Annotated in this window: 12 protein-coding genes, 2 pseudogenes and 1 riboswitch; of the genes and pseudogenes, 11 read left to right on the top strand and 3 right to left on the bottom strand. The window is 71.4% G+C overall.

Annotated features, from left to right (window positions below; genetic code table 11):
- Nucleotides 1-39 precede the first annotated feature (39 nt).
- A riboswitch (SAM riboswitch) is annotated at nucleotides 40-149 on the top strand.
- Between the two features lie 324 nt (nucleotides 150-473).
- The 9 genes from ABZ453_RS45450 (at nucleotide 474) to ABZ453_RS45410 (ending at nucleotide 9,170) form a co-directional block, all read left to right on the top strand.
- A complete protein-coding gene (locus ABZ453_RS45450) occupies nucleotides 474-1,454 on the top strand; it encodes an amino acid ABC transporter permease (protein ID WP_359025087.1) in 981 nt (326 codons plus the stop codon).
- Nucleotides 1,451-2,248: an amino acid ABC transporter ATP-binding protein gene (locus ABZ453_RS45445; protein WP_359025086.1), complete on the top strand. Its 798-nt coding sequence runs from the start codon at nucleotides 1,451-1,453 to the stop codon at nucleotides 2,246-2,248. Before ABZ453_RS45450 ends, ABZ453_RS45445 begins: the two co-directional genes overlap by 4 nt.
- Before the next feature lie 63 nt (nucleotides 2,249-2,311).
- On the top strand, nucleotides 2,312-3,340 hold the full coding sequence (locus ABZ453_RS45440) for an ABC transporter substrate-binding protein (RefSeq protein WP_359025084.1): 1,029 nt from the start codon (nucleotides 2,312-2,314) through the stop codon (nucleotides 3,338-3,340).
- 87 nt (nucleotides 3,341-3,427) lie between these two features.
- Nucleotides 3,428-4,153 (top strand): GNAT family N-acetyltransferase, encoded by a 726-nt coding sequence (locus ABZ453_RS45435; protein WP_359025083.1) that lies wholly within the window; start codon nucleotides 3,428-3,430, stop codon nucleotides 4,151-4,153.
- 59 nt (nucleotides 4,154-4,212) lie between these two features.
- Nucleotides 4,213-4,299 carry a putative leader peptide gene (locus ABZ453_RS45430; RefSeq protein WP_359025141.1) on the top strand — a complete coding sequence of 29 codons (87 nt, stop codon included), beginning with the start codon at nucleotides 4,213-4,215 and terminating at the stop codon, nucleotides 4,297-4,299.
- Between the two features lie 77 nt (nucleotides 4,300-4,376).
- On the top strand, nucleotides 4,377-5,585 hold the full coding sequence (locus ABZ453_RS45425; protein WP_359025081.1) for an LLM class flavin-dependent oxidoreductase: 1,209 nt from the start codon (nucleotides 4,377-4,379) through the stop codon (nucleotides 5,583-5,585).
- A gap of 21 nt (nucleotides 5,586-5,606) precedes the next feature.
- On the top strand, nucleotides 5,607-6,980 hold the full coding sequence (locus tag ABZ453_RS45420) for an NtaA/DmoA family FMN-dependent monooxygenase (protein ID WP_359025079.1): 1,374 nt from the start codon (nucleotides 5,607-5,609) through the stop codon (nucleotides 6,978-6,980).
- Nucleotides 6,977-8,053, top strand: a complete 1,077-nt coding sequence (locus tag ABZ453_RS45415) for an LLM class flavin-dependent oxidoreductase (protein ID WP_359025077.1) — start codon at nucleotides 6,977-6,979, stop codon at nucleotides 8,051-8,053. The genes ABZ453_RS45420 and ABZ453_RS45415 overlap by 4 nt, the downstream gene beginning before the upstream one ends.
- Nucleotides 8,046-9,170: an LLM class flavin-dependent oxidoreductase gene (locus tag ABZ453_RS45410; RefSeq protein WP_359025075.1), complete on the top strand. Its 1,125-nt coding sequence runs from the start codon at nucleotides 8,046-8,048 to the stop codon at nucleotides 9,168-9,170. Before ABZ453_RS45415 ends, ABZ453_RS45410 begins: the two co-directional genes overlap by 8 nt.
- Before the next feature lie 3 nt (nucleotides 9,171-9,173).
- Here ABZ453_RS45410 and ABZ453_RS45405 read toward each other — a convergent pair whose 3' ends face one another.
- Nucleotides 9,174-9,686 (bottom strand): hypothetical protein, encoded by a 513-nt coding sequence (locus tag ABZ453_RS45405; RefSeq protein ID WP_359025073.1) that lies wholly within the window; start codon nucleotides 9,684-9,686, stop codon nucleotides 9,174-9,176.
- A 192-nt stretch (nucleotides 9,687-9,878) separates the two neighbouring features.
- Between ABZ453_RS45405 and ABZ453_RS45400 the strand changes: the two genes are divergently transcribed.
- Nucleotides 9,879-10,850 carry a cytochrome c oxidase assembly protein gene (locus tag ABZ453_RS45400; RefSeq protein WP_359025071.1) on the top strand — a complete coding sequence of 324 codons (972 nt, stop codon included), beginning with the start codon at nucleotides 9,879-9,881 and terminating at the stop codon, nucleotides 10,848-10,850.
- Nucleotides 10,851-11,000: 150 nt separating this feature from the next.
- Here the strand turns inward: ABZ453_RS45400 and ABZ453_RS45395 are convergent.
- Nucleotides 11,001-11,216, bottom strand: a pseudogene (locus ABZ453_RS45395) (NADPH:quinone reductase); the annotation flags it as partial.
- 146 nt (nucleotides 11,217-11,362) lie between these two features.
- Nucleotides 11,363-12,448 carry a M12 family metallopeptidase gene (locus ABZ453_RS45390; RefSeq protein WP_359025070.1) on the bottom strand — a complete coding sequence of 362 codons (1,086 nt, stop codon included), beginning with the start codon at nucleotides 12,446-12,448 and terminating at the stop codon, nucleotides 11,363-11,365.
- 96 nt (nucleotides 12,449-12,544) lie between these two features.
- Between ABZ453_RS45390 and ABZ453_RS45385 the strand changes: the two are divergent.
- Nucleotides 12,545-13,420: pseudogene (locus tag ABZ453_RS45385) on the top strand (ATP-binding protein); the annotation flags it as partial.
- Between the last annotated feature and the right edge of the window lie 65 nt (nucleotides 13,421-13,485).

Raw genomic sequence — 13,485 nt, 5'->3', positions numbered from 1 at the left:
ACATACGTTCGGGCAATTGTTTTAACTAGCAACCAGAACGGTCATGAGCGTCAGCGACAAGCCCTGGCTAGCTGACCGGCAACCCTCGCACCGCGGTGGGGTGCCCCAGGTGACGACCGGACCGGATGACCTTTCGGTAAGCGCGAGGCCCGCAGGGCCGGAAACAGTGACGGTGACGCCATGTACGCAGCTCCCAGGACGGCCACGTGCCGCCCACAGGGCTGCGTACAGCCGTACCCGAACCCTCTCGTCGCCGATCGCGCCGTCGATCTGCTCCGCGTGAACAGCGCACTGTGTACCGCATCGGGCCGTGCCCGCTGTCGGGGCTGACCTCTTCCCGCAGCCCCCGCATCCCCTGACGAACACCGCGACGCGGTGTGCCGTCGTCCTTCCCGCCCCCGGTACCCCGCTGTCGCGTCCGCCGCCGCATGCCGCCGCGCCGTCCGGGGTGTCCGACCCAGCCGGAGCCCACCATGAGTGAACCCCCTGGCGCCACCGTCACGCTTGCGCCGACGTCCGCCGCCGACGAACCGTCAAAGCCCCTCACCGCTCAGCGAGTTCTGCCGCTGCGACGCCCCGGACGCTGGATCGCCACCGCGGTCGTCCTCGTCCTGGTCGCCCAGTTCGTGCACGGCCTGGTGACCAACCCGTTCTACCAGTGGGACCGCTGGGGCTACTGGTTCCTGCGCCCCACCATCCTCGACGGCCTGGTGATCACCCTCGAAGTCACCGCCTACAGCGCGGTGTTGGGTCTCCTCGGCGGCATCCTGCTCGCCCTGGCCCGGCTGTCGAGGAGTCCGGTGCTGCGCGCGGTCAGCTGGACGTACATCTGGGCCCTGCGCTCCATCCCGCTCATCGTGGTGCTGCTCTTCCTCTACAACTTCAGCGCCCTGTACAAGACGTTGAGCGTCGGCATCCCCTTCGGTCCGGCCTTCTTCTCCTTCGACGAGACGAAGCTCGCCACCGACATGGCCATCGCCGTCATCGGCCTCAGCCTCAACGAGGCGGCCTACGCGGCCGAGGTCGTCCGCGGCGGCATCCTCTCCGTCGACCAGGGCCAGCACGAGGCGGCCGCGGCGCTCGGCCTGCCGAAGGGCTACCAGTTCCGGAAGATCGTCTTTCCGCAGGCGCTGCGCTCGATCATCCCCAACTACGTCAACCAGCTCATCGGCCTGATCAAGGGCACCTCGCTGGTCTTCTACGTCTCCCTGCTCGACCTGTTCGGCTCCGCGCAGACCATGGGCTCCACCTATCCCGGCGACATCGTGCCGCTGCTGCTGGTCGTCACCGTCTGGTACCTGATCCTGACCAGCGTCGTCTCCGTCATCCAGTTCTACGTCGAGCGGCACTACGCCCGCGGTGCCACCCGCACCCTGCCGCCGACGCCGCTGCAGAAGCTCCGCACCGCTCTCACCGAGCTGCGGGCCCGTATCCGCCGGGAGGCCGCCGTATGACCACCGACACCATCGAGGCCCTGGCGAACGTCGACGCCGCCACGGTCGAGGTGCACGACGTGCACAAGTGGTACGGCACCCACCGGGTGCTGGACGGCGTCGACCTCACCGTCCGCCCGGGCGAGGTCACCGTCATCCTCGGTCCCTCCGGCTCCGGCAAGTCCACCCTGCTGCGGGTCATCAACCACCTGGAGAAGCCCGAGATCGGCCACGTCAGCATCAACGGCGAACCGATCGGCGTGAAGCGGCAGGGCAACCGGCTCAAGGAACTCAGCGAGCGGGCCATCCTCACTCAGCGGGGCCGGATCGGCTTCGTCTTCCAGAACTTCAACCTCTTCCCGCACCTGACGGTCCTGGACAACGTGGCCGCGGCCCCGGTCGCCACCGGCCGCCTCGGCAGGACCGATGCCCAGGAACTGGCCCGGGAACTCCTCGACCGCGTCGGCCTCGCCGACAAGACCGGCGCCTACCCGCGCCAGCTGTCCGGCGGTCAGCAGCAGCGGGTCGCCATCGCCCGCGCCCTCGCGCTGCGCCCCGGCGTCATCCTCTTCGACGAGCCCACCTCCGCCCTCGACCCCGAACTGGTCGGCGAGGTGCTCGCCGTCATCAAGGACCTGGCGACCAGCGGCACCACCCTCGTCATCGTCACGCACGAGATCGGCTTCGCCCGAGAGATCGCCGACCGGGTCGTCTTCATCGACGGCGGCCGGATCGTCGAGCAGGGCCCGCCCTCCGAGGTCCTCGACAACCCCCGGCACGAGCGGACCAGGGACTTCCTCAGCAAGGTCCTCTGACCGGCCGCGCCTTCAGATCTCCCCCCACACCACCTTCATCACCTCCAGCGACAAGGATCGGCCATGCCCACCCAGTTCACCCGACGCAGCCTGATACGCGGCATCACCGCGGCGACCGCCGTCGCCTCCCTGGCCACCGGGCTCGCCGCCTGCGGTGGCAACAGCGACGCGGCCACCTCCACCGACGCCGCCGCCAAGACCGGCGAGGTCGTCGTCGGCCAGGTCTCCAACGGCGCCGCCCAGCAGACGTCCATCAAGGTCTCCGAGGTCAAGTCCATCAGTGGCGAACTGCCCGCGGCCGTCAGGAAGAGCGGCAAGCTGGAGATCGGCATCGGCGCACTGCCGGCCGGCTTCCCGCCGCTGGCCTACGTGGGCAGCGACCAGAAGACCCTCACCGGCTCCGAGCCCGACCTCGGCCGTCTGGTCGCAGCGGTCTTCGGTCTCAAGCCCGAGGTGAAGAACTCCACGTGGGAGAACCTCTTCGTCGGCATCGACAGCGGCAAGGTCGACGTGGCCTTCTCCAACGTCACCGACACCGAGGAGCGCAAGAAGAAGTACGAGTTCGCCTCCTACCGGCAGGACAACCTGGCCTTCATCGTTCCGAAGAAGAGCACCTGGAACTTCGACGGCAACTACGAGAACCTCGCCGGCAAGACGATCGCCGTCGGTTCCGGCACCAACCAGGAGAAGATCCTCCTGGAGTGGAAGGCGAAGCTCGCCAAGGAGGGCAAGAAGCTGACCGTCAAGTACTTCCAGGACAGCACCAGTACCTTCCTCGCCCTGAACAGCGGGAAGATCGACGCGTCCTTCGGCCCCAACCCCGGTTTTGCCTACCACAACCGCCAAGTGGCCAACACGCCCAACGCCACGCGCACGGCGGGCACCTACTCGGGCGCGGGTGCCAGCCTGCAGGGTCTGATCGCGGCCACCGCCAAGAAGGACAGCGGCCTGGCCAAGCCGCTCGCCGACGCCATCAACTACCTGATCAAGAACGGTCAGTACGCCGAGTGGCTCAAGGCCTACAACCTCTCCAACGAGGGCGTGGCCAAGTCCGAGGTCAACCCGCCCGGACTGCCGCTCGACAACTCCTGACCACCGCGCGCCGGGGGCTCCGCCGCCGCTCCGCGGTGGAGTCCCCGCGCCGGACATCCCGAGCCGCACACCGGAGACCGCCACACCATGTCCGTCATCGCCCTCGACGCCAACTCCTCGCACCTTCTGGACAATCCTGCCTGGGCCGCGCTCACCGGTCCGCACGCCCGCTTCGCCCAACGCGTCGGCCACGCCGTCCGCTACCAGCCGGACGTGGCCCCTTTCCACGCCCTCTCCGACGAGGACGACCCGCGCGCCTGGGCCGACCTCGCCGCACTCGTCGGCCCCGGCGGCACCGCCGCGGTACGGGGCGTGACCGAGGCGGCGGAGGGCTGGGAGGTCGTGCGCACCGGGCACGGCGTCCAGCTCGTGGACACCGCCCTGCGCGCCGAGCCCGACCCCGAGGCCGTACGGCTCGGCCCCGACGACGTGCCCGAGATCCTCGACCTGGTCGCCCGCACCGAGCCGGGCCCCTATCTGCCCCGCACCGTCGAACTGGGCACCTACCTCGGCATCCGCCACCAGGGCCGGCTGATCGCCCTGGCCGGCGAGCGGCTGCACCCGCCGGGCTGGACGGAGATCAGCGCCGTGTGCACCGACCCCGCCCACCGCGGCAGGGGCCTGGCCACCCGTCTGGTCCGCGCGGTCGCCGCCGGCATCAAGGAGCGCGGCGAACGCCCCTTCCTGCACGCCGCGGCCACCAACGCGAACGCGATCCGGCTGTACGAGTCGATCGGGTTCACCCTGCGCCGCCGTACCGTCTTCTCGCTCGTCCGGCACACCGGGGCCGCCGCCCTGGAAGAAACGGCATAGCCGTGCCGTTGTCCTTGTCGAAGGCGAGTGTTCGGCCCACGCGGACGGAGGTGCGACACATGACACGTGTAGCGCGCGCCGTCCGCCTCCACTCCCGGCCCCACATCGACCTCCAGCGCGTCGCCGGCTCCCTCTGTAGCTCCTGACCCCGTTTCCCCAGCCGCCGTGCGCCCCGACTCCCGCGGGCCGGCGATCTCGTACGGACCTCCAGGAAGGCACCCTCGTGTCCGCAACTCCCGCTTCCCCCCTGCACCTCGCCGTCGCCCTCGACGGCACCGGCTGGCATCCCGCCTCCTGGCGCGAGCAAGTCGCCCGCCCCCGGGACCTGTTCACCGCCGGCTACTGGGCCGACCTGGTCGCCGAGGCGGAACGCGGCCTGCTCGACTTCGTCACCCTCGAGGACGGACTCGGCCTGCAGTCCTCGCAGTTCGGCGAGCTCGACGGCCGCACCGACCAGGTACGCGGCCGCCTCGACGCCGTACTCACCGCGTCCCGCATCGCACCCCTGACCCGGCACATTGGCCTGGTCCCGACCGTGATCGCCACCCACACGGAGCCCTTCCACATCTCCAAGGCGATCGCCACCCTCGACTACGTCAGCACCGGCCGCGCGGGTCTGCGGGTGCAGATCTCCGCCCGACCCCACGAGGCCGACCACTTCGGCCGCCGTACCTTCCCGCCGATCGACCTGGGCGAACTGCGGAGCCCGGCCGGGCAGGAACGGCTCACCGACCTCTTCGACGAGGCCGCGGACCACGTCGAGGTGGTGCGTCGGCTCTGGGACAGCTGGGAGGACGGCGCCGAGATCCGCGACGTCGCCACCGGCCGGTTCATCGACCGCGACAAGCTGCACTACATCGACTTCGAGGGCAGGCACTTCAGCGTCAAGGGCCCCTCCATCACCCCGCGTCCGCCGCAGGGCCAGCCGCTGGTCACCGCCCTCGCCCACCAGACCGTGCCCTACCGCCTGGTGGCCCGCCAGGCCGACGTCGGCTACGTCACCCCGCGGGACGCCGGGGACGCCCGGGCGATCGTCGCCGAGATCCGCGCCGAGCAGGAGGCGGCCGGACGCGCCGGTGAACTCCTCCATGTCTTCGGTGACCTGGTGGTCTTCCTGGACGAGGAGCAGTCCGCCGCGGAGGACCGCCGTGCACGTCTCGACGCCCTCGCGGGGGAGCCGTACACCAGCGACGCGCGCGTCTTCACCGGTACCTCCGCCCAACTCGCCGATCTGCTGCAGGAGTTGGCGGCGGAGGGTCTGACCGGGTTCCGGCTGCGGCCCGCCGTCGCCGGGCACGACCTGCCCGCGGTCACCCGCGGCCTGGTCCCCGAACTCCAGCGCCGGGGGGTCTTCCGGACCGCCTACGAGGCCGACACCCTGCGCGGCCTGCTCGGTCTCGCCCGCCCCGCCAACCGCTACGCCGCCGCCTGAAGCCGGAAGGACCACACCGACATGACCAGCAAGCCGCTGAAGCAGATCCATCTGGCCGCGCACTTCCCCGGCGTCAACAACACCACCGTGTGGAGCGACCCGGAGGCCGGCAGCCACATCGAGTTCGACTCCTTCGCGCACTTCGCGCGGACCGCCGAACGCGCCAGGTTCGACTTCCTGTTCCTCGCCGAGGGTCTGCGCCTGCGCGAACAGGGCGGCAAGATCTACGACTTGGACGTGGTCGGCCGCCCCGACACCTTCACCATCCTCGCCGCTCTCGCCGCCGTCACCGAGCACCTCGGTCTGACCGGCACCATCAACTCCACCTTCAACGAGCCCTACGAGGTGGCCCGCCAGTTCGCCAGCCTCGACCACCTCTCCGGCGGCCGCTCCGCCTGGAACGTCGTCACCTCCTGGGACGCCTTCACCGGCGAGAACTTCCGCCGCGGCGGCTTCCTCCCGCAGAAGGATCGCTACTCCCGCGCCAAGGAGTTCCTGGCCACCGCGAACGAACTCTTCGACTCCTGGCACGGCGACGAGATCATCGCCGACCAGGCCACCGGCGTCTTCCTGCGGGACGCGAAGGCCGGCTCCTTCGTGCACACGGGTCAGCACTTCGACATCCACGGCCAGTTCAACGTCCCGCGCTCCCCGCAGGGCCGCCCCGTCATCTTCCAGGCCGGCGACTCCGAGGAGGGCCGGGAGTTCGCCGCCTCCTCCGCCGACGCCATCTTCAGCCGGTACGCCACCCTGACCGACGGCCAGGCCTTCTACACGGACGTCAAGAACCGTCTCGCCAAGTACGGCCGCCGCCCTGACCAGTTGCTGATCCTGCCCGCCGCCTCCTTCGCGCTCGCCGACACCGACGCCGAGGCGGAGGAACTCGCCAGGGAGGTGCGCCGCCAGCAGGTCAGCGGGGCCACCGCCATCAAGCACCTGGAGTTCGTCTGGAACCGGGACCTGTCCTCCTACGACCCGGAGGGGCCGCTGCCCGACATCGACCCGGACGTCAGCGACGACCACATCTCCAAGGGCCGCGCCCAGGTGCGGATGTACCGCGACCCGCTGGCCACCGCCCGCGAGTGGCGCGAACTGGCCGCCGCCAACAACTGGTCCATCCGGGACCTGGTCATCAACACCGGCAACCGGCAGACCTTCGTCGGCTCCCCGGCGACCATCGCCGGGACCATCAACGACTACGTCCAGGCCGACGCCAGCGACGGCTTCATCCTCGTCCCGCACATCACCCCGGGCGGCCTGGACGACTTCGCCGACAAGGTCGTCCCGCTGCTGCAGGAGCAGGGCGTCTTCCGCACCGAGTACGAGGGCCCCACCCTCCGCCACCACCTGGGCCTGGAGCACCCCGACGCCGCCGACGACCGGGTCGCGTCGTGAAGTTCCTGGCGATCACCCTCATCGTCCACCGGCCGGATCCGGTCACCGGCGCACGGAAGTCGACCCACGACCGTTTCCGCGAGGTGCTCGACAACGCCCTGCTCGCGGAGGAACTGGGCTTCGACGGCTTCGGCGTGGGGGAGCGGCACGAGCGGCCGTTCATCTCCTCGTCGCCGACCGTCGTCCTGAGCCATGTGGCCGCCCTCACCCGGCGCATCCGGCTGTTCACCGCCGTCACCACGCTCAGCCTGCTGGACCCGGTGCGCGCCTACGAGGACTACGCCACCCTCGACCACCTGTCGGGCGGCCGCCTCGACCTGATCATCGGCAAGGGCAACGGCGCCGCCCAGCGCGACCTGTTCCACGTCACGCCCGAGGACCAGTGGGACCGCAACGCCGAGAGCTACGAGGTGTTCCGGCGGATCTGGCGCCAGGACAAGGTCACCGCGGCGACCCGCTTCCGGCCTCCGCTGACCGACGCCGAGGTGTGGCCGCGCCCCTACCAGCGGCCGGTGCGCGTATGGCACGGCAGCGCCACCAGCAAGGAGTCGGTGGACCTGGCCGCCCGCTACGGCGATCCGCTGTTCTCGGCGAACGTCACCAACCCCATCGAGCCCTATGCCGAGTTGATCCGCCACTACCGCGAGCGCTGGGAGCACTACGGCCACGATCCGGCGCGGATCGCCGTCGGCGCCGGCACGGCGGGCATCTACGTCGCCCCCACCTCGCAGGAGGCGCTCGCCGCCTACCGACCGCTGTTCGAGGCCAACCTGGCGTTCTTCAAGAAGGCCGGACTGCCGGTCGTCTTCGAGACCCTGGAGGACTTCGTCGAGCGCAGTTCGGCCCTGATCGGCAGCCCGCAGCAGGTCATCGACAAGGTGCACCGCTACCACGAGCAGTTCGGACACACCGTCGTCCATCTGCACGCGGACGCGGGCGGCCTGACCGACAGCCGGCACCGCGACTCGCTCGAACTCTTCCAGTCGGCGGTCGCCCCGACCCTGCGCAAGGACATCCCGGACCCGCCCTTCGACTGGGCTCCCGTCCTTCCCGAGGAGGCGGCGCGTGTCTGACATCCCCCTCGGCGTCCTCGACCTCGTGCCGGTCTCCTCCGGCTCGACACCCGCCGACGCCCTGCGCAACTCCGTCGACCTGGCCCGGCACGCCGAACGGCTCGGATACGCGCGCTACTGGTTCGCCGAGCACCACCTCAACCCGGGCGTCGCCGGCACGTCCCCCGCGGTCGTCCTGGCCCTCACCGCCTCGGCCACCTCCACGATCCGCCTGGGCTCGGGCGCCGTACAGCTCGGCCACCGCACCGCCCTGTCGACGGTGGAGGAGTTCGGTCTGCTGGACGCCGTGCACCCGGGCCGCTTCGACCTGGGCCTGGGCCGCTCGGGCGGCCGTCCGCCGGGCGAGAGGCCCGCCGGAGTGCCGACCACCCCCGTCGTCGACGGGCGCGCCCCCAACGGCCTGCTGATCCCGCCCCCCTTCTCCTTCGCCCGCCTCCTCGGTTCCCCCCGCATCGCCCTGCAGCGCAGGCTGCTCCTCCTGCCGGGGGCCGAGTCCCAGGACTACGCCGAGCAGATCGACGACATCCTCGCCCTGCTGGAGGGCCGCTACCGCTCCCCGGAGGGCGTCGAGGCGCATGTCGTGCCGGGGGAGGGGGCCGAGGTCGACCTGTGGATCCTCGGCAGCAGCGGCGGCGAGAGCGCCCGGGTCGCGGGCGCGCGGGGCCTGCGGTTCGCGGCCAACTACCACGTCAGCCCGGCCACGGTCCTGGACGCGGTGGAAGGCTACCGCTCCTCCTTCCAGCCCTCCGACGTCCTGGACAAGCCCTATGTCAGCGTCTCCGCCGACGTCGTGGTCGCCGAGGACGACGCCACCGCCCGCGAACTGGCCACCGGGTACGGCCTGTGGGTGCGCAGCATCCGCACGGCCGAGGGCGCCATCCCCTTCCCCACGCCGGAGGAGGCCCGGGTCCACGTCTGGAGCGACGAGGACCGGGAACTGGTGCGGGACCGGATCGACACGCAGTTCGTCGGCTCACCCGGCCGGGTCGCCGACCGGCTGGAACAGCTCCAGGAGGCCACCGGCGCCGACGAGTTGCTCATCACCACGATCACCCACGACCACGCGGACCGGGTGCGGTCCTACGAACTGCTGGCGCGGGAGTGGCGCCGACGGTGACGGTCAGCAGCCGGTGCCGGTCGGGACGAAACCCACACGTGCGTGGTCGTCCGCGTCCAGCACCCGGCTGTAGGTCTGCCGGTCGACCTGGTACCAGACGTCGTCCTGCGCCGTGTGACCGTTCACGTCGTCCAGGCGCACGCACCAACGCTCGGGGCGGGCGACCCGCCGGTACCTCTCCGTGCCCTTCCGGACCTTCGTGCAGCTCTGGTAGTGCTCGGTGGTGTACCAGACGCGGGTCGTCCGGTGGGTGCCGCTGCCCGACCGTGAGGTGTGCCGGACCTGCCGGGTGGCGGGCCGGCACGTCCGGACGAGATGGGGGCGGGTGGCGTAGGCGGTCTTCCGGGAGACGTGGCGGACGGTGTCCTTGAGTCCCCGGACACCGTCCGGGCTCGCCTGGGCCGTCTTGGCGGTGCCGCTCTGCCCGGAGTCGCCGGACCCGCCCCCGCACGCCCCCAGCCCCGCCACGAGCAAAGCCGTCGCTCCGGCGACCAGCAGCCGACGCCCGTTGATCATCTCTCCCCCTGAGGTCGGCGGTCAGCGTAGCCGATCTCTGGCCTGAACTGGTCGCTGTGTGCGTCTCGGTAAGGACTCGGCAAGAGCTCGGTATGACGACCGGCCCCGCACCGGCCGCCGTCCGCCCGGCCGTCCGCGCGCGGCGTAGAGTCCCTGGCCGGGTCTGGTCGGATGCCGTGGAGGGAGTGCGCGATGTCGAGCCCACCGGAGCTCACCGTGGGACGGCTGCTGTCCTTGTGGCAACCGGACGTGCCCGCCGTGCTGGTAGTGGCCCTGCTCGGCGGCCTGTACGGCTGGGGCGTGCTGCGGTTGCGGCGGCGGGGCGAGCACTGGCCGCCGGCGCGACTCGCCGCGTTCGTGCTGCTCGGTCTCGGCACCCTCGTGGTGGCCACGATGTCGGCCCTCGCCGTCTACGACCACGTGCTGTTCTGGCCGGCGGCCGTGCAGAACATCCTCCTGGACCTGATCGCGCCGCTCGGCCTGGCCCTGGGCGACCCGCTGCGCCTGGCCGTCAGTGCCCTGCCCGAACCGGCCGCCGGGCGCCTGCGGCGCGCGATGAGCGGGCGGGTGGTCCGCCTGCTCACCTTCCCGCTGGTCAGCACCGCTCTCGTCCTGGCCACCGAACTGACGGTGTACTTCACGCCGTACTTCGAGACCGCCCTGCGCGACGGCTGGCTGCACCAGCTGATGTACCTCCATCTGCTGCTCGCCGGCAGCCTGTTCGTGGTGCCGGTGCTCACCCGCGAGGAGACCCTGCCCGCGTGGTGCACCCACCCCGTGCGGGCGGCGCTGGTCTTCCTCGACGGGATCATCGACGCCGTACCAGGCATCGTGGTGATGACCCACGGCACGCTGATCGCCGGCGCCTGGTACCTGCACCACGCCCCGGCCTGGTCGCCCGACGTGCGCCACGACCAGCAGCTCGGCGGCGGCGCGATGATCAGCATCGCCGAACTGGTGGCGCTGCCCTTCCTGCTCGCGATCCTGGTCCAGTGGGCCCGCACGGAGCGCGCCGAGACCCTCGCGCTGGACCGGCGCCTGGCCACGGAACTGGTCCCGGCGGCGCCCACGGAGTCGGCCGAGCCCTCGCCGGATCTCGTACGACCCTGGTGGGAGACCGAGAACAGCGCGGTCGCCCAGCGCATCCGGCAGCAGCGGCCCTGACCCGGCGCCGGTCTCAGCCGGCCGCCGGGTCCAGCACCAGGCGCCGTCCGTGCAACTCGCCGCGCTCCATGCGCCGATGAGCCTCCGCCGCCGCGCTCAGCGGCAGCACCTCCACAGCGCGGGGACGCAGCAGCCGCGCGGCCCCTCCGCGGCCAGGGCGACGGTGCCCACCAGATCCCGCCCGATGACGAAGGGGAACCGAAGCGGCGTCCCGAAACGCCCGGAGCGTACGAAGCCGTCCACCGGGTCCACGGCCGTGGCCCGGACGTCGACCAGCACCTCCCCGGGACCGGGCACCGGCGCGGGCAGCACGCCGTAACGGATGACGTCGGGGGAGCCGAGCTGTTCGATGTACGCGGCACGCATGCCGTCACCGTACGGCGCCGCTCATCCCTCCCGGTCGGACGACACGGGTCGGGGACGGTCTCCCTCCCCCGAAGGTGACCGTCCCCGAACCCTCCCCCGGCGCCGGACTGTGGTCCAGCCGACCGCGTGGTGCGGGTCGTGTGCCGTTACCAGCACATGACCGCTGTTTCCCCCGGACCCCACGCGGAGTACAGACGTACCCGGACGTAATAGCGGCGGCCCTTGACGAGGCGGGCCCTGATCGTGGCGTTGTGCGGTTCTCCGCCGTCGTCCCGGCCGACGAGATAGCGCGGTTCGCCGTCCCGCTCCTCGAAGACCACCAGGACGGTGTCGCTCGCGCCGAAGGCGCCCACGGTGTACTCGCGGGTCTCCTGCGGATCGATCGAGAAGTCGGCCTGCTCGCCCGGCCCCAGACCGAGCGGCACGGACCGGAAGGGCTCCAGGGCCGGCGGCAGCGGCGCACCGGCCGGCGGGTACCAGCGCAGGGCGAACTCCTTGTCGGCCGGAGACAGCGTGCCCGGCGGGTGCAGACCACCGCGGAACTGCTCCGGCTCCAGGATCAGCCCGTCCGGGAACGGATACTCCATGATCGACTGCGGGTCCCAGACGGAGCCGTTGGCCTCGTCCGGGTCCAGCTTGCGCAGGATGTTGACGTACGTCCTGTCCCGGCCCCAGAAGTTCGGCGGGCCGGCGAGATCCGCGTACACGGCCTCGTCGTCGAAGTGGATACCGGCGAACGGGCTCTGGTGCTCGTGCAGCATCCCCAGCGCGTGCCCGATCTCGTGCAGCGCCGTCCCGCGTTCCCCGGGCGCGGTCAGGTCCCAGCCGAAGTTCATGGTGCGCTCGTGCTGCCCGGCCCGCAGCGCGTCCCGGCCCACCGCCGACCAGGAACCGTCACCGAGCTGGAAGCCGATCCGCAGTTCGGCCTCCGAGCGGTCGCCGACCTCGACGAAGGTGATGCCGATGCCGAGGTCCCGCCACTCCTGGAAGCACGCGCGCACCACGTCCCGCTGCTGAGAGGTGCCGACCCACGACACCCGGCGCACCGACCCGGTCCCCGGTACGGGAATGACCGACGCGTCGCTGTCGCCGTCGAAGAAGCAGTAGTGCAGGACCGTGCCGTTGACCCACATCCGGTGTCCCGAGACCAGCGCACTGAGCCGCTCGGCGGTCAGCCCCGCGGTGAAGGCGGGGGCCGACTGCGGCGCGAGGCTGCAGTAGCGTCCGGTCATGCCGAACAGACTGCCGTGAGCAGGGTCACGGGCGCCTGAGTCGGGGTCTACTCAAGTCACCCTGTATCAGGGCTGAGTACGCGCACTCATACTCCCGTGACGACCTTCGAACGCGACGCGAAGACCCTCGAACTGCCCTGGCGGTTCACCGGGCGCGAGGACGAGCTGGAGCTGATCCGCCGCGCCCTCACCGCCGGTCACCTCGGCATCGTGGTCACCGGCCCGGCGGGCCGCGGCAAGACCCGCCTGGTCACCGAGGCGGTCCGGGGCAGCGACCGGGCCCGCGCGGCCGGCACGCCCGAGACCCGGCACATCCCCTTCGCCGCGTTCGCCCACCTGCTGCCCGAGACGGTCTCCCTGCACCGGGCGGTCCACCTCCTGTCCGGCGTACGGCTGCTGCTGATCGACGACGCCCATCTCCTGGACGACGCCTCGGCCGCCCTCGTTCACCAGCTCGCCGTGCACGGCCGTACCCGTCTGATCGTCGTCGCCGCGGACGACGTCCCGTGCCCCGGCGCCGTCTCCCGCCTGTGGACCGGCGAGCTGCTGCCCCGCCTCGCCCTGGAGCCGCTGCCCCGGGAGGACACCGAGCACCTCCTCGCGGCCGGCCTCGGCGGCCCCCTGGAGCCGCTGACCCTCAACCGCCTGCTGCACCTGTCCCTGGGCGATCTGCGCCTGCTCCGCGACCTGGTCGACGCCCTGCGCGAACGCGGCCTTCTCACCCGCTGCCCGGAGACGGACCAGTGGACCTGGCGCGGTCCGCTCCCGCTGACGGCGACCGTCCGCGAGCGCGGCACGCGGGTGCTGGAACACCCCCGGAGCGAGGCTCTCGCCCGGCTGGCCTTCTCGGAGCCGCTGCCGCTCCCCCTGGACGACTTCCCCCTCGGGGACCTCGAAGCCCTTGAGGCCGACCAACTGATCCGCCTCGACGACGACGGGGTCGTGCGCCTCGCCCGCCCTCTGTACGGCCCGCCGGCTGACGGCGGGGGATGAAGGTGGCGACGAGGAAGGCGAGCAGGGCGGCTCCGGCGCCGATG

Origin of the sequence: Streptomyces sp. NPDC005799 (genome assembly GCF_040630525.1) — a bacterium.
GTDB lineage: Bacteria > Actinomycetota > Actinomycetes > Streptomycetales > Streptomycetaceae > Streptomyces > Streptomyces griseorubiginosus_B.
Note: the sequence above shows the minus strand (reverse complement) of the source record. Positions and strands in the feature narration are given on the sequence as shown.

Coding starts and splice junctions, on each gene's coding strand:
- ABZ453_RS45450 (WP_359025087.1), top strand. CDS start 474: ATGAGTGAACCCCCTGGCGCCACCGTCACGCTTGCGCCGACGTCCGCC.
- ABZ453_RS45445 (WP_359025086.1), top strand. CDS start 1,451: ATGACCACCGACACCATCGAGGCCCTGGCGAACGTCGACGCCGCCACG.
- ABZ453_RS45440 (WP_359025084.1), top strand. CDS start 2,312: ATGCCCACCCAGTTCACCCGACGCAGCCTGATACGCGGCATCACCGCG.
- ABZ453_RS45435 (WP_359025083.1), top strand. CDS start 3,428: ATGTCCGTCATCGCCCTCGACGCCAACTCCTCGCACCTTCTGGACAAT.
- ABZ453_RS45430 (WP_359025141.1), top strand. CDS start 4,213: ATGACACGTGTAGCGCGCGCCGTCCGCCTCCACTCCCGGCCCCACATC.
- ABZ453_RS45420 (WP_359025079.1), top strand. CDS start 5,607: ATGACCAGCAAGCCGCTGAAGCAGATCCATCTGGCCGCGCACTTCCCC.
- ABZ453_RS45405 (WP_359025073.1), bottom strand. CDS start 9,686: ATGATCAACGGGCGTCGGCTGCTGGTCGCCGGAGCGACGGCTTTGCTC.
- ABZ453_RS45400 (WP_359025071.1), top strand. CDS start 9,879: ATGTCGAGCCCACCGGAGCTCACCGTGGGACGGCTGCTGTCCTTGTGG.
- ABZ453_RS45390 (WP_359025070.1), bottom strand. CDS start 12,448: ATGACCGGACGCTACTGCAGCCTCGCGCCGCAGTCGGCCCCCGCCTTC.